Here is a 20,673-nt window from a genome sequence, read left to right as displayed (position 1 = left end):
TGTTGAGGAGGCACATTACAGTGAGTAAAGTTATCGGGATTGACCTTGGAACCACCAACTCTTGCGTTGCCGTTATGGAAGGCGGGGAAGCCGTCGTTATTCCAAATCCGGAAGGCGCGCGCACAACCCCATCGGTTGTAGGCTTTAAGAAGGACGGCGAGCGTATCGTCGGCGAAACAGCGAAACGCCAGGCTATTACGAACCCAGACCGCACCATCGCTTCAATCAAACGCCACATGGGCACGAACCACAAAGAAAGCATTGACGGCAAAGATTACTCGGCACAAGAGATCTCGGCCATGATTCTGCAAAAGCTGAAATCCGATGCTGAAGCATACCTGGGACAGCCTGTTACCCAAGCTGTTATTACGGTTCCTGCTTATTTTAATGACAGCCAGCGTCAAGCTACCAAGGATGCCGGTAAAATCGCAGGCCTTGAAGTTCTGCGTATCGTAAACGAACCAACTGCTGCAGCGCTTGCCTATGGTCTGGAGAAATCCGAAGATCAAACGATCCTCGTCTATGACCTCGGCGGCGGTACATTCGACGTATCGATTCTTGAACTGGGCGACGGCTTCTTCGAAGTAAAAGCTACCAGCGGTGACAACCGCCTCGGCGGTGACGACTTTGACCAGGTAGTTATGGATTTCCTCGTAGCTGAATTCAAGAAAGAGCAAGGCATTGACCTGAGCAAGGATAAAGCTGCTGTACAGCGTCTGAAGGATGCAGCTGAAAAAGCGAAAAAAGAGCTGTCCGGCGTACTGACAACTACAGTATCGCTTCCGTTCATCACTGTGGTTGACGGCGTGCCTCAGCACCTTGAAATCAACCTGACCCGCGCGAAATTCGATGAGCTGACTGCAGGTCTCGTAGAGCGTACACTTGGACCTACACGTCAAGCCCTGAGTGATGCTGGCATGACTCCGGCTGACCTTAACCGGATTGTACTGGTAGGCGGATCTACACGTATCCCTGCCGTACAGGATGCCATCAAGAAGCTTACAGGCAAAGAACCGCACAAAGGCGTTAACCCGGACGAAGTAGTAGCCTTGGGTGCTGCTGTTCAAGCCGGTGTATTGACTGGTGATGTTAAAGACGTGGTATTGCTCGACGTAACCCCGTTGTCCCTGGGTATTGAAACTGCGGGCGGCGTGTTCACGAAGATGATCGAACGCAACACTACAATCCCTACAAGCAAATCCCAGGTCTTCTCGACCTTTGCCGACAACCAGCCGAGCGTTGAAATTCACGTGCTGCAGGGTGAACGCCAAATGGCGAACGGCAACAAAACACTGGGCCGCTTCATGCTGAACGAGATTCCGCCGGCACCGCGCGGTGTACCGCAGATCGAGGTTACTTTTGACATCGACGCCAACGGTATCGTAAATGTATCTGCCACAGACAAAGGCACGAACAAGAGCCAGAAGATCACGATCACCTCTTCCAGCGGCTTGAGCGATGCCGAAGTTGAACAAATGATGAAGGATGCCGAGCTGCACGCTGAGGAAGACCGCAAGCGTAAAGAACTGGTTGAAGCAAAAAACAATGCTGACCAGCTCGTGTATTCTACAGATAAAGTAATCAAAGACCTCGGCGACAAAGTGGATGCTTCCGAAATCGAGAAAGCAAACGCTGCTAAGGACAAAGTAAAAACAGCACTGGAAACTGACAACCTGGAAGAAATCAACGCAGCTACAGAAGCGCTGACTGAGATTGTACAGCAGTTGTCTGTGAAGCTGTATGAACAGGCTGCACAGGCTGAACAAGGCGCTGAAGGCGCTCCGGAAGGCGCTAAGAAGGACAATGTCGTTGATGCGGACTATGAGGTTGTTGACGATGAGAAGAATCAAGGTTAACCTTAAACGATAAACACTATTGTGGAAGAGAGGGAAGGTCAAACCGGGGCATCCCGTGTTTTGACTTTCCCTTTAAATTGTCAAGAATGATCAGTATGGATGTACGGAGGTGAAAGCAGTGGCAGAGAAACGCGATTATTATGAGGTTCTGGGCCTCGGAAGAGATGCATCAGACGATGAAGTGAAGAAAGCCTACCGCAAGCTGGCTCGCCAGTATCATCCGGACGTCAACAAAGCCAGTGATGCCGAAGCCAAGTTCAAGGAAGTGAAGGAAGCTTACGATGTGCTGAGTGACGGCCAAGCGCGGGCCCGTTATGACCAGTACGGTCATATCGACCCTAATCAGGGTATGGGCGGCGGCTTTGGCGGGGGCGGAGATTTCGGCGGACTCGGTGATATCTTCGACATGTTCTTTGGCGGAGGCGGTGGACGCCGCGATCCGAACGCCCCGCAGCGCGGCGGCGATTTGCAGTACACGATGACCATTGAGTTCAAGGAAGCGGTATTCGGCAAGGAGACCGACATTACGATTCCCCGGACGGAAGCCTGCGATACCTGCTTCGGCTCCGGCGCTAAACCGGGTACCAAACCGGAGACCTGCTCCGTCTGCCATGGCAGCGGCCAGCAGGAATTCGTACAGAATACCCCGCTTGGACAAATGCGTAACCGCCGCCCCTGCTCCAATTGCAGCGGCACAGGCAAGATTATCAAGGAAAAATGTACGACCTGCGCAGGCCAGGGCAAGGTTAGGAAGCAGCGCAAGATTCATGTGCGCATTCCTGCCGGTGTCGATGACGGCGCACAGCTGCGAATGACCGGCGAAGGCGAAGGCGGCACGCGCGGCGGCCCGGCCGGAGATCTGTACATCGTGATCCGTGTGAAGAGCCATGATTTCTTTGTGCGCGAGAACGACGATATTATGTGCGAGGTTCCGCTGACATTCGCCCAGGCAGCGCTTGGTGATGAAATCGAAATTCCTACTTTAACTGAAAAAGTGAAGCTCAAGATTCCGGCCGGAACACAGACCGGCACCTTCTTCCGCCTCAAAGGCAAAGGTGTTCCGCATTTGCGCGGCAACGGTACAGGTGATCAGCATGTGCGGGTCATTGTAGTCACCCCAAGCAAGCTTAGCGATGAGCAAAAGGACCTGCTGCGCCAGTTCGCTTCCTACAACGGAGAGAACACGCATGAGCAGGAGCAATCTTTCTTTGACCGTGTGAAGCGTGCCTTCCGCGGTGATTGAGTATCTCTTCATCCAGCATCTTCAGTGAATTCATAAGAAGACACAATAGCCCCAATTTCGTATATTAAACGGAATTGGGGTTTTTTGTGCTGTATACAGTAGGTTAAAAAAAGGACCGTACATGGCTGTTAAGCCATGCACGGTCCTGGGACAAGCATCACTGCTCACTTCCGGCCTCCGGGGAGACCGGAAGCTGACAGGGACTTAGAACTATTCGATTAGACCAATCTTACTCAGCAGTTGGTACAGCGCGGCAGCAGCGGTCTCACGGGTTGCGGGAGCGACCGGGTTAAAGCTGGTTCCCTGGTCACTGCTGATGATGCCGGCTGCAGACAGGGACTGCAGGCTGTCCTTCGCATAGGCAGCTACTTTAGCGCTGTCTGCGTAGGTCGTAAAGGAAGGGTTCGCACTCTTCAGTTCGGTTCCGGTCAATTTAAGCGCTCTGTCCAGAATAACAACCAGCTCTTGGCGGGTTACCTTCTGGGTTGGAGCAAATTTACCGTTGCCGATGCCCAGAATCAGGCCGGCTTTGGAAGCGGCAGCTACGTCAGCAGCGTACCAGTCTGTTGCTTTCACATCAGAGAAGGTAACTTTGGCATCCGTACGCAGACCGAGCGCGCGGGTCAAGAGCGCCGTGAACTCAGCACGGGTCAGGTTGCTCTTCGGCGAGAAGGTCGCCCCCGAGGTTCCCTGGATGATCAGCTTATTGGCCAGCGCCTGGATGGCTTCTGCCGATTTCGAAGAAGCGATGTCCGTAAAGGCTGCTGCTGGTTTACTTACGGCAGCATAAGTCGAGAAGCCTGGGCGGTTTACAGTAACAAGAGTTGTTCCGTCTGTCTGAGACTTGAACACGGAAGCAACCGGAGTTACCACTCCCTTCTCTTCGAAGAGCACACCGGCAGTTTTCGGCTGAATCGTGCCTGGAACTGTAAAGGATCTCTTAATGAATACATTGCTTGGTGTGTTCAAATAGGTGCTGCCGGTAGCGGTAGTCCAAGAAGCTTCAAAAGCAACCGGAGTTCCGATTACCGTAGAACCAGGTACGCTGGCAGTCAATTTGCTTGCGGCTTCAGGTGCCTGCTTGATATCCAGCTTGAAACTTTCACCTGCAGGAGCAGATTTCAGCAGGGATACCGGCAGGGAAACTGCAGATCCGCCAACACTGATTACAACAGAACTGTCAGCATGGATACCGGCCAGCAGTTTCACTTGGTCCGCAGTCAGGCTCAGTACAGCTGCCTTGTCAGTGATTGCGGCCACGGAGATCACTACAGCGGTCTTGGAAGCTGTGGCTTTAGCCAGAGCAGTCTTCAGATCATTGTCTGTCACCGTTACTGTGGTAACACCATCTTTGGAAGCTGTCGAAGGAGTCAAGGATACTTGCGCAGCTCCTTCTTCAACTAGCGCAGCTGCAGCAGCAGGCACAGTTGGCGTGGTTGGTGTGACTGCGCCACCACCGCCGCCACCGCTTCCTCCGTCTGGTCCGGTACCCGGAGTAGGAGTAGTTGTCTTATAACTGAAGGATGTATAAGCGGTATAGATTTCTAAATCTTCATCGTTTTGATCAATCTTGACCGGAGGTTTGGTATTATCTTCCGCATTGATTCCTATAACTTGAAGCTTGTAAACCCCGTCTGTCAAGCTTGCCACAGCTGGTTTACCGTTCGCATCTAGAATTGGATCTCCATTGCTGTCATACGGGTGATAAGTGGCTCCGATGACAGTACTGTATTCGCCCGGAGCGAAATATGCATCAGGATTTGAAGTAGCATAGTATTTGAAATAGCCCTTGGTTTTATCATCCAGGCCAACCAGATCCACTTCATAGTAATTGATGTCATCAGCCTTCAGTTTGTAGGTAAGGATACCGGAATCATCTTTCGTTACGATTGGTTTATTCATGACAGCTTCTTGTATACCGGTACCCCAGTCAGGCTGTTGCAGAGTATTGTCAATATTAATAGCAAACGGCAGATGCAGTGTCGGCTGTCCATCGGCTGTCAATACAACATTACCTTGCAGCATTTCCGGTTCGGCATCAGAGGAAACATTAACCTTTAAATTAAAGGTAGACGTTCCGTACGCGGAAGCGGTCACGGTTGTTTTGTCTAAGGTGGCAGTAACATTTTCCAGATCATCATGGTTCCAAACGATGGATGCGGAATACGTATGGCTGCTATTGCTGACATTTTTCAGCTGCAGTGCTTTTGTCGCAGAGGAACCCGGCAGCAGTGTTCCAAAGCTTGTAGAAGGATTATAGTTAATGACATTTTGCGGTGTGAAATTTTTGTCCAGAATCGTAATGGGTTCAAGTGCTTCAAGTAACGCTGGTGTTTTAATGGCATTTTCAACATTTGCCCGACCCGGACCTTGAACGTATAAATCTTCCGGAGCACCATTAGAAGTGAGCTGGTCTGCAGTATTAGCCAGAGCGGCACGGATATCAAATGGTGAATACTCCGGATGAGCCTGCTTGATCAGAAGAGACAAGCCTGCAACATGCGGTGTCGCCATACTGGTACCGCTGATCCGGTTATAGGCTTGGGTGTAATCTCCGCCGTATGCCGGCCAAGTGGACAGTACGCCTTCACCAGGAGCCACGATATCAGGTTTGATAGACAGGTTACCATCTACATTTGGACCCCATGAGGAGAAGGAAGTTACTTCATCTCCGGCAGACATTGAAGGATTATAATTGGTTCCAAAGGTGAAGAAGACAGGTTTACCCTCGTTCGCCAAAATTGTCCGCGCCAGTTGACGTCCAGTCGTACCTTTGATATCAAAAGTTGGAATGTTGTCAAATCCATCCCCGAGGTTGTTGCCAATGAATCCGTCGCGGCCTTGGATGCTATCAGCCAGGATGGCTTCATGTTTAGAGTTGGCATTACCGTTGAAGATGACAATCGCTCTGGCACCGCGTGCCTTGGCGTTGGCAATCTTATCAACGAAAGCCAGCTCTCCGCGGGAGACCAGAACGATGGAACCGCTGATGTCACTCTTTGGATAATCTTCCTCTGCACCTAGATCAGCGTAAACTACCGGAACGGGTTCGGTACCGATAATTTTGGCAAAATCAGTTTTCCCAAGTTCGTAAGCCATCACGTGGAAATCCTGATAAGTGGCGTAAGTAACTGAAGTTACCGCACCTACAATTTCCGTCTCAAACCGGCCAGAGAAGGATTTTACCGGACTGTTCACGGCACCTACTGAGATTGCCAGCTGGGAAACTGCCGGAGAACCAAGGGTGAAGTATCCAGGTCCGTTGTTGCCGTTGGCAATAACCGCCACAACGCCAGAGAGTACAGCGTTGTTAATCGCAATGGTATCTGGAGAGTTAACGTCCTTCTCTGAGTCGGAACCAAGCGACAGGTTGATAACATTCATACCGTCTTTCACCGCACGCTCGATACCGTCGATGACCTGGGCGGATGAACCGGAAGAAGTACTTGGTTTATCGAGATTCCGTCCCAGTACCTTGTATGCATAAAGTTCAGCCCCGTATGCGACACCTTTTTGAGCAACATCACCTTTGGCTGCGTATTGACCGATGATAGTACCGGCTACGTGTGTGCCGTGATATGTTCCTCCATAACCGGTGCCGTAAGGATCTTCATCTGCTGCCAACGGGGGTTCTTCAGAGGGATCATTATCATTATAGAAGGAGTCGTATCCGCCTTTATAAGCAGCTGCGATATCCGGATGATTAAAATCTACACCGGTATCAATTACGCCAACCTTCAGACCGGCCCCGGTGATCCCTTGATCCCAAGCCCAATTGGCATGAATTTGCTCCAGTGGAGCATTGTCATTCTTGTAAGTGACCTCTGTCACTGTTTCTTCCGGCAGCGCATACCAGGTGCTGTTCGGATAAATGGAGGTAACGCCGGAGATCTTCGCCAGCTGCGGAATTTCATTGGCTGGAACGGATACTTCAAAACCGTTAAGTACCGTATCATACTGGTAGTTTACAGTCAGATCGATTCCCAGGTCATCCGCTTTGTCCAGTACTTCTGCCTGCTGGCTTTTGACCGCAGCCTCCGTAGCTGTCTTGGAAAGGGCGGAAATTCCCTGCTTCGCTGCATATTTACCTACTGCTGCAGGCTGGCCGCTCAATTGCACGATAACGCGGACATTGTTTGAGGATTTGGTGTTGATCTGTGGTGAGATAAACGTCTGATTCGAGGTCTGAGTTAAAGAAGATAATGTTTTACTCGATGATGGCGTCTGCAAGCTGCTGGCAGCAAATGCTGCTCCAGGAATCATGCCTGCTGTCACTCCCAGTGACAAGGCTACGATAGATAGCTTGCGTGGTAGTTTAGTCCACTCCAAATGTAATCCCCTCCAGATGTGTGTTATTCTGATACAAATTTTTCCCGCTGTAGACAGTAGGTTGATTCTCCTTTCTATTAATCTTCTATTTCCATCTAGATTAGTAGGAAAAATATTAAGAAGATTTTACCATTGGTAAAATGTAAAATCTACATAAAATTTATCTGATTTCTAAAGTGCTTGTTCTTTTGTGATGTAAAATATGACATGTGCACAGCTTATTCTCGGAAAAAAACTAGATACAAAGAACTAAATCAAAACTGTATCTCTGTTTATTTGACATTAAGTAAGCTTTTATGACATGAATAACATTTGGATATTTTAATTTTAATGGGTCTAAAGTAATGCTCTCTTTAGCCCTATGTTCAATATAGGCACGAACTGGCGGGGACTGGTAATAATTCCGAGTCTGGGAATGGAAAAAGTAGTTTTGAATATGCAGATGATGACACAAGGAGCTTATAAAAAATAGAGCATGTGCATAATCCGGAATGCTTCAATACAAAATAACACTGTAAATTTGCGTTGTGCATTCCAGCAGAAAGCAGGGATTACCCTTGTCCGAAAAAAACATACTTGCTTATTTTAAAGCTCCCGAAGAAGCAGAAGGCGTCTCCAGGAAGCTTCAGGCGCTTCGTGTAATCGACATGTCCATAGACACCTTCAGTAAATACCCCGGCAATGCGCAGTACTCGGGAAATAACCCGCTGACTGGAGATATTCCCAGCCTGGCGACCATGACGTTGAACTCCACGATGGACAGCCATTCAGCGGGGATACTGGCGGCAGCAGATTCCAGCGCGAGCGGAATGAGCCACGGAGGAGACGGCGGTCCTACAGGCAGAAATATTTTGCTGACCGTAGTTGTAGACTCGGGTTCATTTGACCAGGCTTTAAAAATCATTGAAGATGCCGGCGGAATGATTTGAAGTTTTGCATTTTAGAACAACACGGAGGCTGATCCCGATATGGATAGAGAAAACTCAAAAATATTCTCCAAAACAGACAAACAAAAAATGCTCTACGAAGCCAAATTAGAGGATGTGGAGTTTTCGGCGGCGGAGGCCGATCAGGATGACCTTGAAGCGCTTGATCGTTCGCGTGAGGCCGATAAACGGCATCTTCATGAAATTTTGAAGAAGGAATAGCTGAGTTAAGATAATGAAGGTTAACTTCTGACACGCCCCACGAACTGTGGGGTTTTTTTGTGCTCTGCCGTGTATAATGAGGTGGATAAGCGATGCGTGGAGGGAACTGGAATGAACACATTTATTTTATGGGGCGGACTGGCGCTGCTGGTTGCGCTGCTTACTTTTTTGAACCAGAAGCAGGTCTATTCTTCTAAAGTAAAGCGGGCTTACCGCGAGCTGCGGGAGCTTACGGAGCGGGTGCGTGACGGCCGCTCTGAAGCTGCTGATCTGGAAAGCTGGGAAGCCTCACTTTCGGAAATGGAGAAGCATCCGAATGAGTTTAACAAGCTGGATTACGAAATCGGCCTGCGCCGGGGATTTGTGATGTACCTGGAGCGGCATTATCCGCAGGATGTGAGGCTTCCTGATCTGCAGGAGGCGGCAGCACATCAGAAGGATTCGGTGTGGGGGATTAAATTCGGGGATTATGGCCCGAAAAAGTGAACGATATAGTGTTTAAACTGGATAATAACTAGATCAGTGAACAACAATATTGAACCGCCAAAGCACTCGGCATCCATCTTCTTAATGGACGCCGGGTGCTTTTGTTACGGGGACATTGCTATATTTTAGAAAAGTTGATGTTGTATGTAATCCAAAGCTGCAGTTTTACCGTTAATATAGCATACAAACAAATATAGCGGCTTGATGATACCGGGAAGTCACAGATCACAAATTAGGTTAGACAGGGAGAAATTACTATGGAGAACGGTTCAGCCCAAACAGTCACAGATGCGCTGGTTGTCAAAGCTTTAGAGAAAAATCTTGCCCTGATCCGCTTTGATCTGGACCGCAGGGTGGCATATGTTAATGAAGTGTTTGCGGGTTCAATGAAATACAAGCCAGAGGATATGTATGGGATGAATCATCGGGAGCTGTGCTTTCCTGAATTTGCCGATAGCCCCGGTTATGAAGTTTTCTGGCAGAATCTGCTATCGGGCACAAGCTATCAGGATAAAATTGAACGAATGGATTCAGAAGGGAATATAGTCTGGCTTGAGGCGGCATATATGCCGATTTTTGATGAAGCGAATGAGCAGGTTATCGGTGTAACTAAGGTTGCAACGAATATCACACATAGGCAGATCAACATGAATAAATTGGTGGAAAAGATGCAGCAGATGGCGGACAGTCTGAACCAGCGCGCAGAAAAAGGCATTGAACGGAGCCGCGAGCTGCTGCAGAGCATCGACAAAATCGCCGGAGTATCAGACGAAAATTCAGTTACGCTAGTGAATCTGCAGAATAAAGCCGGTGATATTCAGGGGGTGGTACAGACCATCCGTGATATTGCATCACAGACACATCTTCTGGCACTTAACGCAGCAATCGAGGCGGCGCATGCCGGAGAGTTCGGCCGAGGTTTTGATGTGGTGGCTAAAGAGGTCAGAAAACTGTCGGGTCTAGTACAGGATTCCATTGCCGAGGTTCGGGACAGTGTCAATGCAATCACAGAAGAAATCAGCAGAATGTCAAACGGCCTGGATCAAGTGCAGAGCAATGTTGAAGAAGGACAGCGGCAGATAGACACTGCTCTGAAGGAGTTCACCGGAATTGCGGTTTCCGCCCAGGAGCTGGATACCCAAGCGCGTGAAGTACTCAATATCATCTAACTTGAATCGACAGTATGGAGCCCTAAAAAGAAGGGAGGCCATGCTGTTTTTTTAATGCGGATTTCAGTAAAAAATATATTGGATTTTTGCCGGATCCGTCCGATATAATAGTAGCTTATGTGAAATATAAGTTTTCGCCAGCCTTGTGGAATGGTATGAAGGGAGAAGCACATGGAGCATATACATGGCAGTCATGATAAGCTGCTCGTGTTTTTTTCATATTTGATTGCGGTTGCAGCCTCCTTTACCGTTCTGGAGTTAGCAGGCATTGTGGGCATGTCAAAGGGCAAACGCCGCGGATTATGGCTCGGGTCCGGTGCGGTGATGATGGGGATGGGCATTTGGTCGACCCATTTTGTCGGGATGCTGGCCTTGAAACTGACAGTTCCGGTGGCTTACAACCTTATGGCTGTCTTACTGTCAGTTACGGTTGCGATTATTGCATCATTCGTGGCGTTATTGGTTATCAGCTTGTTCAAGCGGGGAATGCTTCCGCTCTTTGGGAGCGGAATCCTGCTGGCCGGCGGTATATTCGGGATGCATTATATTGGAATGTCGGCGATGCAGATAGGCGTTACTTATAAGACTGGTTATGTGTTCCTGTCTTTTGTGATTGCTCTGGCTGTATCCGTTGCCGCTCTGGGTATGTCCTCTAATCTGATGGTGAACCGGGAAGACGGCAGGCGCGGGAAAAAGTTCATAAGCGGTCTGGTTATGGGAACCGCCATTGTGGGGATGCACTATACCGGAATGATGGCCGCAACCTTCGAGCATGCCAGCCATTCCTGGCTGAATACCGGGGTGGTGCTGAACCAGAAGTGGCTTGCCTATGTGATTGCAGGCGGAGCACTGCTAACGCTGGGATTGTCGATCCTCGGCATCTATATCTCCCGGCGGTTCTCCAGTAAAGATACGGAGCTGCTGGTCAATGAAAAATGGTATAAATCGCTCTACGAAAACAACCAGGACGCTATCGTCTCTGTAGACCTGAAGCTGCGGATCATCGGTTCCAATCCTGCAGCAACAAGAATCACCGGGATCAGCGAAATGGAATTGAAGGAACAGCCTCTGATTTCAGTCCTGTCGCTTGTTGCAGAAAGAGACCAGGAGCCGGTCCGGGAACTGTTTGCCAAGTCTTTGGCCGGAGAACAGGCTAGCATCGAGACGAGGATTACCCATCAGAGCGGGCGGACGGTTGATATCGGTATGAGTGTTGCTCCGGTTGTAGTCGACGGGCAGGTGGCAGGAATCTATGTCATTGCCCGGGATGTGACCGAAGAGAAACGGGCTAAGGAGCAGAATCAATATCTTGCTTTCCATGATGAGCTGACGGGATTACCGAACAGACGGATGTTTAATCAGCTGCTGGCACAGACCATTGAGGTGCATCGGGGAAGCCAGGAGCCGTTTGCGGTACTTGTCATGGATTTTGACCGGTTCAAAATCATCAATGATTCACTCGGGCATCTGTACGGTGATCTGTTCCTGCAGGAAATGAGCAGTCGGATTCACCGCAGTGTAGTCAATGAGCAGCTGACAGTGGGCCGGATGGGGGGAGACGAGTTCGCCCTGCTCTGCCGGTTTTCCAGAGAGAATATGAATGTTACGGCTATTGCAGAGCGGATGATCGCAGCGATTGAACAACCGCTTTATCTAAAGGAGCGGGAAATATATGTAACCGTAAGTATCGGAATCGCCTTCTTTCCTGCTCATGGTCAGGATGCGGGCGAACTGCTCAAAAATGCAGATACTGCCATGTATGAGGTGAAGAAGAACGGCAGAAACGGCTATCAGTTCTTCTCAGACGATTTGAATGGACAATTACTGGAGCAGCTGGAACTGGAAGCGGATTTGCGCAAAGCGCTGGAACGCAACGAGTTCACGGTGTTCTATCAGCCACAGATCCGTGCAGATAATAATGAGATTATAGGGGTGGAGGCGCTCGTACGCTGGCAGCATCCTGTCAAAGGATTGCTCCCTCCCGGATTGTTCATTTCTGCGGCGGAAGAGAGCGGGCAGATTGTGGAACTTGGAAACTTTGTGCTCCGCGAAGCGTGCCGGCAAATGCGCCAGTGGCATGATGAGGGAGGTCCGCTCATACCTGTGGCGGTGAATCTCTCTTCCCAGCAGTTTCTGCAGTACAGTTTACTTGAGGATATCCGGGAAATTCTCCGGGAGACCGGACTTGCTCCTAAATACCTTGAGCTGGAGATTACGGAAGGGATGATGATGGATGCCACGCGGTCCAGCGGAATTCTGAATGATCTGGCGAAGAGCGGAATCCGGATCAGTCTGGATGATTTCGGGACGGGCTATAGCTCTCTCGGTTATTTGAAGCTGTATCCTATTCATAAAGTGAAGATCGACCGGTCGTTCATCAGCGGCATAACGGACAGCAGCAATGACCGGGCGATTGTAGCTACCATCCTGACGATGGCACAGCATATGCACATGCAGGTGATCGCTGAAGGCATCGAGACCAAAGAGCAGCTGGAAATTGTGGTGGACAGCGGGTGCCAGGATATTCAAGGCTACTATTACAGCCGTCCGCTGGCTGCTGACGATTTGAAGCAGAAGTATATGTTTCCGTTAGAAGCATCCAAGTAGATTGGTATGAAAAAGCGCGCCCCTTCGGGGTGTGCTTTTTTTTGTTCTACGGCTCTGCAAAACCTGCTTCCTGCCCTGGTCAGAACAGCTGCAAATGTATATGCTCAAGAAATGAACCTTTTTCGGGCCCGGATTGTTAAATAGACAGATCACATAAGAAAGGAGGGCCAGAATTGCAGAGTAACCGCGAATTATTTGAAGCCTATAACAAAGCTGTTTACCGGACCTGTTACTACATGGTGCATGATGCAGCAGATGCCGAGGATCTGTGCCAGGAGGTGTTCATCACCGTGTTTCGCAGCCAGTGGCAGGATGTCGAATATATCCGGGCATGGATTATGAAAATCACGGTCAATGCCTGCCTGAATCATCTGAAACGCTCACGCAGCCTGCAGCAGAAGGTCGCAGAAAATCTGCATCTTTGGAACGGGAACAGCGAAACACCGGTAGAGCGGCTCATTGAACAAAAGGAGACAGCACTGGAATGGGCGGTTTATATGTCCAAGCTTCCAGCAAAAATCCGGGCGGTACTGACACTAAGATACATGCATGATTTCAGTCTGGCTGAAATCTCGGAAGCACTATCCATACCGCTCGGTACAGCAAAATCAAGACAGCACAAGGGACTGAAAATGATGAGGCGGATTCTGCTGGAAGCCGGAATACAAGATGAAGAATGGAAGGGTGAGCATTATGAAGAAGCTGGAAAATATGCTGGAGCGTCAATTAAATAAAGAACACGCTGTTAACTATCCGGATTTTGACAGCATGTGGGACCGGGTAGAGCAAGCGGCGCATGCTGCATCCTTAAGGGTTGGCACTACGGAAGCCGCTAGTCCGCGCAGGTCGAGAAACTGGCGCAGAATTACGGTTGCTGCCTCCCTTAGTGCACTGCTTGCTGCCGCCCCGGTGTATGCGGCCATTCAATATGATTGGGGTAATCTGCTGCGCGACAGGGAAGGCGTCCAAGCTGCGCTCGACCAGAATCTGGGCCAGCAGCTGGGGCAGTCCATCAGCAGGGACGGGGTTACGCTGACGCTGCGAACGGCAATTGTCGATGAGAACCGGACGGTGATTCTATATAGTCTGGATGTAGGGAAACGGGCGGATCAGGAGTTTTGGAATGTAAAAGGCCTGTCCTTAAAGGATGAAAAAGGCAACAGCAGCGAGGGCCAGTACAGCTACCAGCAGTGGGATGAAAAAAACCAGCGGTACAATGGCTATTTTGAGAGTGACTGGACCTCTAAGTCGGAGGAAGCTAAGGTTACTTTGACCGCGGCAGCAGTGCAGTCCTTTACTCAAACGGAGCAGGAACTCTCTCTTGACAGTGGCTCTTCGGCGCTGCAGACCTTCCAGATCGGACAAGAAGGCATGCAAAGCCTGGAGGTACAGCCATTTACCCAGAGTGACGGTAAGCTGCTGCTGTCTTCGGCAGTAATTTTCGCTGAGCCTGAGGCAAAGGAATGGACCTACCCGATGATTGTAGCCTATAAGGGAGGAACTCAGGTGAATTCGCTTTCCGGGGGGACCTTTGGAGCGCCGGGGGATAACGGTGAATACACCATGAAGCAGTATTTTAAAACAGCTGAGGTTCCTAAAGGGCAAACTGCCTACAAGCTGCAATATACTAAGCTGAAACACAGTATAGCCGGACCCTGGTCCTTTGATCTGCAGTTAAGCAAGAAGCAAATGGAGAGCGGAACGATCAAAACAGCGCTGAATCTTCCGCTGGAACCGGGCGATACTATGAATACTATTGAGAGTATGGTGGTTACACCCACCCAGATCCGTGTCTCTGTCAGAGTGAAGAATAATAAATTTCCAAGGATACCTTATGTCAAAGTAAAGCTTGAAGCTGGCGGAAAGACAATCGAGGGGATGCAGTACCGGTCGAAAGAAGATGATCCTAAATTAATGACATTCAGCTTCGAGCGTCCTAGTGATCTCGTGATCGATAAGCAAACCCCGCTTACCTTTATCGGCAGCTACAAGGTTACTGTTCATGAAGATGACAAGTCTCCGCTCCAGCTGACGAATATTTCTGCTCATAAACAGACGCTGATCCGCACTACCGGGGGCTATCCAGTGAAGTGGACCTATTATATGCAGGGAAGCGATTTGTTCGTAGAGACGCAAAGCGATGACGACCGTTTTGGCGGAGTCAACCAAACCCATATTAATCTGGGTAAAGATCGTATACTGGGCAGACCGGTCACGAGCAACTTTGACGGGGACGGAAATAATAAAGCTATCGATGTCTATAAGAATTTCAAAGGAACAGAAGCTTCTATCTATATGTTCTATTACACAACCGATGAGCCGGAGAAAGAGACGCGGGTTCAGCTGCAGCCTTAAACTCTGCCGTCAGATCACACCGTTTTGTAAAAGCAAAATTAAGCCGTTCGATACCCTGGTGCAGGGGCGGACGGTTTTTTTTGATATTATATTATAGAATATTATTATGGTTGAAGCAGACCGAAGCTTGTATAACAGCTTGAGAGACAAAGGAGAGAACAACTTGGAGATCACACGCTGTGCCTGGGTTAACGAAGACCCGCTCTATATTGCCTACCACGATGAAGAATGGGGCAAGCCGCTGCACCATGACCGGAAGCTGTTCGAGCTGCTGATGCTGGAGGGCATGCAGGCCGGACTGAGCTGGTATACCGTGCTGAAAAAGCGGGAGCATTTCCGGAAAGTCTTCGACGGATTCGATCCGCAGAAGATTGTCCAGTATGATGAAGCGAAAATTGAATCATTGATGCAGGATACGGGGATTATCCGTAACCCTCTGAAGATCAATGCCATTCTGCGGAATGCGGAGGTCTACCTGCAGATTTGCCGGGATGAGGGCAGCTTTGCCGATTACCTGTGGAGCTTTACCGGAGGAAAGCCGGTGATTAACCAGTGGAAGACACGTTCCGAGGTTCCGGCTACCACCGCCCAGTCTGACGAGATGAGCAAGGCGCTGAAGAAGAAGGGCATGAAGTTTGTCGGCTCTACGATTTGTTATGCGTTTATGCAGGCCTCGGGCATGGTGAATGACCATACGGCTGACTGCTTTTGCCGCCGGTGAAATAACGGAGCTAAGGCACAGAAGTCGCGGTTTTGGCGCTACCTATAGAAGAAATGTTATACTGTTAAATATTCAACCACTGCATATTATTTTAGGAGGACCTACACACATGTTATGGCATGAACTGACGGTACATACAACAGAAGAGGCACAGGAGATGATATCCAATCTGCTGTATGAAGCCGGAGCAGGCGGTGTTTCCATTGAAGAATCAGGAACACTGAGTAAAATAAGAGACACCCGGTACGGCGAATTATACGACGAGCCGCTGAATGATATTCCGATCGGTGAAGCTGTGATTAAAGGTTACTATGCCGAGACGGTTTCGATGGACGATGTGATCTCGGAAGTCGCTCCGCGTGTGGAAGAGCTGCGGGAGTTCGGGATTGATCCCGGCAAAGCGCTGATCTCATGGAAGACCGTAGACGAGGACGAATGGGCCCATGCCTGGAAGGCGTATTTCAAGCCGCTGCGTGTATCGGAGCGTCTGACCATTAAACCGACCTGGGAAGAATATACACCAGCCGGCCCGGATGAGAAAATTATTGAAATCGATCCCGGCATGGCCTTCGGAACAGGTACGCATCCTACGACCGCACTGTGCCTGCGTGCACTTGAGAAGAGAATCAGCGGCGGTGAGGAAGTAATCGACGTAGGCACCGGATCCGGTATTCTGGCTGTGGGTGCGGTTCTGCTTGGGGCAAAGTCTGTGCTTGCGCTGGATCTTGATCCGGTCGCGGTAGAAAGTGCCCGGGAGAATGTGGTCCTGAACAGACTGCAGGAATCGGTTACTGTAAAAGAAAGCGACCTGCTGTCGCTGCTTGGCGGCGAAGGCGCAGCGGATACTGCAGCGGCAGATATGTGGCCTGCGGCAAGACCCGGTTATACGAACACGCAGGAAACTGAAGCTCCGGCAGATTCTGGCCTTGGAGTGACACTTCCCGTGAAGCTAATCGTGGCTAACATTCTGGCGGAGATTCTTGTGCTGTTCACAGATGATGTATTCCGTGCACTGCAGCCGGGCGGGATTTATATTACCTCCGGCATCTATAAGGATAAGGAAGGTCTTGTGACACAGGCACTTGAGGCTTCCGGTTTTGAGATTATGGAAATTACCCGTGAAGAAGACTGGGTGGCAATTACAGCCGGAAAGAGGTAGAGATGGATTCATTGGATCGAATTTTAGTATATCCCCTGCAGCAGCTTCCGTTTTTTCTGATTACGATTGTGATCGCATTTACTGTGCATGAGTTCGCTCACGCATACTTTGCCAACAAATTCGGTGATCCGACGGCAAGACTGCTGGGCCGCATGACACTGAATCCTGCCGTTCATTTTGATCTGTTCGGTATAATATTGCTGCTCATTGCCGGATTCGGCTGGGCCCGTCCGGTTCCGGTGAACCGCGACAATTTCAGCCGCCCGCGGCTGATGGGAGTAATTGTATCCGCAGCCGGACCAATCAGCAATCTGCTGCTTGGTATTCTCGGTGCGCTGATCTACGCTGCACTCCATGCAACAGGCGTTATGGATTCCATTACAAATGATCAATTGTTAAGAGCGATATACTGGTTCTTCGGAATGTTTATTCCGTTCAATTTCTTCCTGTTTGTGTTCAACCTGATTCCGCTGCCGCCGCTGGACGGCTACCGGATTGTGGAAGACATCGCACCGCGTCCGATTCGCGGCAAATTACAGCAGTATGAACAGTGGACGGTCTTTATCTTCTTGTTGATCATTTTCATTCCCGGACTGAGCGCTTATACCATCCGGCCGCTGAACATATGGTCACAGCAAATTGCCACTGACTTTATCAATATGTTCCTCAAGCTGTTCGGATATGGGACCCTGTAACAGGGGCTGTTCACAGACAGGCAAACGTTGTATGATGTAATGTGTTATTTTTAGAGGGTTTATATGTGCGTAGGAGCGGCGGCCGGAGACCTGGACAGCAGGAACGCCGCCGTTTTTACGCTGAATAATCGAACAGAATGAGGTTTGAATATGCAGCGTTATTTTGTAGCACCCGAGCAGTTTGGCACGGATCAGGTGAGTATTGGGGGCGAAGATGCCCGCCATATCGCCAAGGTCATGCGCGGCAAGGCGGGGGACAAGCTGATTGTAAGCGATGGCGTAGCCCGTGAAGCCCTGGTGGAAATTGCATCGATTGAAATTGGTGAGGTTGTAGTGAACATCCTGGAACCCCTGGAGATGACTCATGAGCCGCGTATCCAGATCACGGTGGCCCAGAGTCTGCCTAAAGGTGACAAGCTGGAAACGGTCATTCAAAAATGCACCGAAATCGGTGCGGTGGCCTTTGCCCCCTTCCTCTCGGAGCGTACCATCGTGCAGTACGATGAGCGTAAGGAGAGCAAGCGGCTGGAGCGCTGGCGCAAAATCACCAAGGAAGCCGCCGAGCAGGCGCACCGGAATATCGTGCCGTCCGTGCATTCACCGCTCAGCTGGAAGCAGCTGCTGCAGAGCTTCAGCGGGTACGATGCGGTATACTTCTGTTATGAAAAGGAAGAAGGCCTGCAGCTGCGCAGTGCCGCCGCTCCTTGGTTATCCGCGCTGCCGCCGGAATCTGCGGGCAAGGTCATGATCGTCGTCGGACCCGAAGGCGGCTTCAGCCCGGAGGAATGCCGTGCGGCCGAAGAAGCCGGGGCAGTATCCGTTGGACTTGGAAGCCGTATTCTGCGCTGCGAGACAGCAGGTATGGTCGCCGCAGCATGTATTCTATATGAATCCGGAGAAATGGGGGGAGCTTAAACAATGCCATCCGTAGCATTTTATACTTTAGGTTGTAAAGTCAATTTCTATGACACTGAAGCCATCTGGCAGCTTTTCAAAAATGAAGGTTACGAGCAGGTGGATTTCGAGGGCTCTGCCGATGTGTATTTGATCAATACCTGTACAGTAACGAACACCGGCGACAAAAAAAGCCGGCAGATGATCCGCCGCGCCGTGCGCCGCAACCCGGAGGCCATCGTAGCCGTAACGGGCTGCTATGCGCAGACCTCACCCGGCGAGATTCTCGATATTCCCGGGGTCGATTTGGTGATCGGGAACCAGGACCGTGAGCATATTATGACCCACGTCAAGAATATACAGGAATCCCGCCAGCCGGTTAATGCCGTGCGCAATATTATGAAGACGCGTGAATTTGAGGAGCTGGATGTGCCTGGCTTTGCCGACCGGACGCGGGCTTTTATGAAAATTCAGGACGGCTGTAACAACTTCTGCACCTTCTGCATCATTCCGTGGTCGCGCGGGCTGTCACGCAGCCGTGATCCGAAATCCATCGTTGCGCAAGCGCATCAGCTGGTTGAGGCTGGCTACAAGGAATTTGTGCTCACTGGCATTCACACCGGAGGCTACGGCGATGACCTGGACAATTATCGTCTCGCCGATCTGCTCTGGGAGCTGGACAAAGTGGACGGGCTGGAGCGGGTGCGCATCAGCTCGATTGAAGCCAGCCAGATTGACGAGAAACTGCTGGAAGTACTTAACCGGAGCTCCAAAATGTGCCGCCACCTGCATATTCCGCTCCAGGCCGGACATAACGACGTACTCAAAGCGATGCGCCGCAAATATACGACTGAGGAATATTACGCCAAAATGCAGCTGATCCGCCAGGCTATGCCGGATGTCGGCATTACAACCGACGTAATCGTCGGCTTCCCGGGCGAGACGGAGGAAATGTTCCGTGCCGGCTATGACTTCATGAAGGCCGTGAACTACTCCGAGATGCACGTATTCCCGTATTCGAAGCGGACAGGCACACCGGCTGCGCGGATGCTGAACCAGGTCGATGAAGAGATTAAGAATGCCCGTGTACAGCAGCTGATCGACCTCTCCGAAGAGATGCAGCTTGCGTATGCCCGCAATTTCGTCGGCAAGACCGTATCGGTCATTGCCGAGCGGTCCGCCAAAGATGCACCGGGCCGCAGCACCCAGCACGGCTTCAGTGACAATTACCTGCAGGTATTCTTCCGCGGCGATGATTCGCTGCAGGGTGAACTCTGCCAGGTGAAGATTACGGAAGCCGGAGTCAATGAATGCAAGGGCGAGCTGGTAGGCGTCAGCCGGACTGAGCTTCGCCCAATCGCGCACTAGCATTTATAGATGGCCGCAAGTAAGGATTTCATTTCCCGCGGGAGATGAAGTCCTTCTTGCTATTTTGACGCTGCAAAACTAAGCGTATGCTTTAGAAGCAAGTATTGACGCTGATGATTCAGTGATGCTATGCTACAAAACTTTTAAGGAGCTATCAACATGGCGCATAAGCAAATTTCAGCGGGCGGCGTGGTTTACCGGAGAGGTAGCGGGCAGCTGGAAATACAGCTGATCGTGGACCGCTACGGCAAAGTGGCGCTGCCCAAAGGCAAGATGGAGGACGGAGAGACAGTAGAGGAGACAGCGCTGCGGGAAATCCGTGAGGAGACTGGTACCGTCGGAATAATCAAGGCACCCATCGATATTATTAAATATACTTTTCAGCATCCGGTATTTGGAAAAGTCGATAAGGAAGTCCATTACTTCCTGGTGGAAGCGGTGGGCGGGGTGACCAAAGCGCAGGCTGAAGAGATTAACGCCGTGGAATGGCATGAGCCGGAGGCAGCCTGGGAGCGGGGGAAGGGCAGCTTATATGCCAACAACGTGCCTATTCTCCAACAGGCGCTGTCAATGCTTGCCCAAAAATTTACTATATAAAATGAATTTGAATATAATCAAAAGGGGAAAGTGACGGAGGGGGATT

General features: G+C 50.3%; 16 protein-coding genes. 15 read left to right on the top strand and 1 reads right to left on the bottom strand.

Translation table 11 applies throughout. The annotated features are described in order from the left end of the window. Nucleotides 1-20 precede the first annotated feature (20 nt). On the top strand, nt 21-1,856 hold the full coding sequence (gene dnaK / locus JRJ22_RS22285; protein ID WP_206101554.1) for a molecular chaperone DnaK: 1,836 nt from the start codon (nt 21-23) through the stop codon (nt 1,854-1,856). Between the two features lie 118 nt (nt 1,857-1,974). After that, on the top strand, nt 1,975-3,099 hold the full coding sequence (gene dnaJ, locus JRJ22_RS22280) for a molecular chaperone DnaJ (protein WP_206101553.1): 1,125 nt from the start codon (nt 1,975-1,977) through the stop codon (nt 3,097-3,099). A gap of 210 nt (nt 3,100-3,309) precedes the next feature. Here the strand turns inward: dnaJ and JRJ22_RS22275 are convergent, their stop codons facing one another. After that, a complete protein-coding gene (locus tag JRJ22_RS22275; RefSeq protein ID WP_232380924.1) occupies nt 3,310-7,428 on the bottom strand; it encodes a S8 family serine peptidase in 4,119 nt (1,372 codons plus the stop codon). 557 nt (nt 7,429-7,985) lie between these two features. Between JRJ22_RS22275 and JRJ22_RS22270 the strand changes: the two genes are divergently transcribed. The 13 genes from JRJ22_RS22270 to JRJ22_RS22210 all read left to right on the top strand — a co-directional run bounded on the left by JRJ22_RS22270 (nt 7,986) and on the right by JRJ22_RS22210 (nt 20,627). Further along, complete coding sequence (locus JRJ22_RS22270; protein WP_206101552.1) at nt 7,986-8,357, top strand: hypothetical protein; 372 nt, start codon at nt 7,986-7,988, stop codon at nt 8,355-8,357. A 39-nt stretch (nt 8,358-8,396) separates the two neighbouring features. Beyond that, the gene (locus JRJ22_RS22265) at nt 8,397-8,576 is read left to right on the top strand and encodes a YfhD family protein (protein ID WP_206101551.1); all 180 of its coding nucleotides are present in this window, start codon (nt 8,397-8,399) and stop codon (nt 8,574-8,576) included. Between the two features lie 111 nt (nt 8,577-8,687). Continuing rightward, nucleotides 8,688-9,062, top strand: coding sequence for a hypothetical protein (locus tag JRJ22_RS22260; RefSeq protein WP_206101550.1), 375 nt, complete (start codon nt 8,688-8,690; stop codon nt 9,060-9,062). A 257-nt stretch (nt 9,063-9,319) separates the two neighbouring features. Continuing rightward, complete coding sequence (locus JRJ22_RS29495) at nt 9,320-10,231, top strand: methyl-accepting chemotaxis protein (protein WP_206101549.1); 912 nt, start codon at nt 9,320-9,322, stop codon at nt 10,229-10,231. A 171-nt stretch (nt 10,232-10,402) separates the two neighbouring features. Next, nucleotides 10,403-12,838 carry an EAL domain-containing protein gene (locus tag JRJ22_RS22250; RefSeq protein ID WP_206101548.1) on the top strand — a complete coding sequence of 812 codons (2,436 nt, stop codon included), beginning with the start codon at nt 10,403-10,405 and terminating at the stop codon, nt 12,836-12,838. A gap of 173 nt (nt 12,839-13,011) precedes the next feature. After that, nucleotides 13,012-13,572, top strand: coding sequence for an RNA polymerase sigma factor (locus JRJ22_RS22245; protein WP_206101547.1), 561 nt, complete (start codon nt 13,012-13,014; stop codon nt 13,570-13,572). After that, nucleotides 13,532-15,193 carry a DUF4179 domain-containing protein gene (locus JRJ22_RS22240; protein ID WP_206101546.1) on the top strand — a complete coding sequence of 554 codons (1,662 nt, stop codon included), beginning with the start codon at nt 13,532-13,534 and terminating at the stop codon, nt 15,191-15,193. The genes JRJ22_RS22245 and JRJ22_RS22240 overlap by 41 nt, the downstream gene beginning before the upstream one ends. 163 nt (nt 15,194-15,356) lie before the next feature. Beyond that, nucleotides 15,357-15,914 (top strand): DNA-3-methyladenine glycosylase I, encoded by a 558-nt coding sequence (locus JRJ22_RS22235; RefSeq protein ID WP_232380923.1) that lies wholly within the window; start codon nt 15,357-15,359, stop codon nt 15,912-15,914. Nucleotides 15,915-16,023: 109 nt separating this feature from the next. Beyond that, on the top strand, nt 16,024-17,073 hold the full coding sequence (gene prmA / locus JRJ22_RS22230) for a 50S ribosomal protein L11 methyltransferase (RefSeq protein ID WP_206101544.1): 1,050 nt from the start codon (nt 16,024-16,026) through the stop codon (nt 17,071-17,073). Between the two features lie 2 nt (nt 17,074-17,075). Further along, nucleotides 17,076-17,768: a site-2 protease family protein gene (locus JRJ22_RS22225; RefSeq protein ID WP_206101543.1), complete on the top strand. Its 693-nt coding sequence runs from the start codon at nt 17,076-17,078 to the stop codon at nt 17,766-17,768. A gap of 150 nt (nt 17,769-17,918) precedes the next feature. Continuing rightward, nucleotides 17,919-18,683, top strand: a complete 765-nt coding sequence (locus JRJ22_RS22220) for an RsmE family RNA methyltransferase (protein WP_206101542.1) — start codon at nt 17,919-17,921, stop codon at nt 18,681-18,683. A gap of 3 nt (nt 18,684-18,686) precedes the next feature. Continuing rightward, the gene (mtaB, locus tag JRJ22_RS22215) at nt 18,687-20,030 is read left to right on the top strand and encodes a tRNA (N(6)-L-threonylcarbamoyladenosine(37)-C(2))-methylthiotransferase MtaB (RefSeq protein ID WP_206101541.1); all 1,344 of its coding nucleotides are present in this window, start codon (nt 18,687-18,689) and stop codon (nt 20,028-20,030) included. A gap of 159 nt (nt 20,031-20,189) precedes the next feature. Further along, nucleotides 20,190-20,627, top strand: a complete 438-nt coding sequence (locus tag JRJ22_RS22210) for an NUDIX hydrolase (protein ID WP_206101540.1) — start codon at nt 20,190-20,192, stop codon at nt 20,625-20,627. Nucleotides 20,628-20,673: the final 46 nt, after the last annotated feature.

Source organism: Paenibacillus tianjinensis, assembly GCF_017086365.1.
Lineage (GTDB): Bacteria > Bacillota > Bacilli > Paenibacillales > Paenibacillaceae > Paenibacillus_AQ > Paenibacillus_AQ tianjinensis.
Note: the sequence above shows the minus strand (reverse complement) of the source record. Positions and strands in the feature narration are given on the sequence as shown.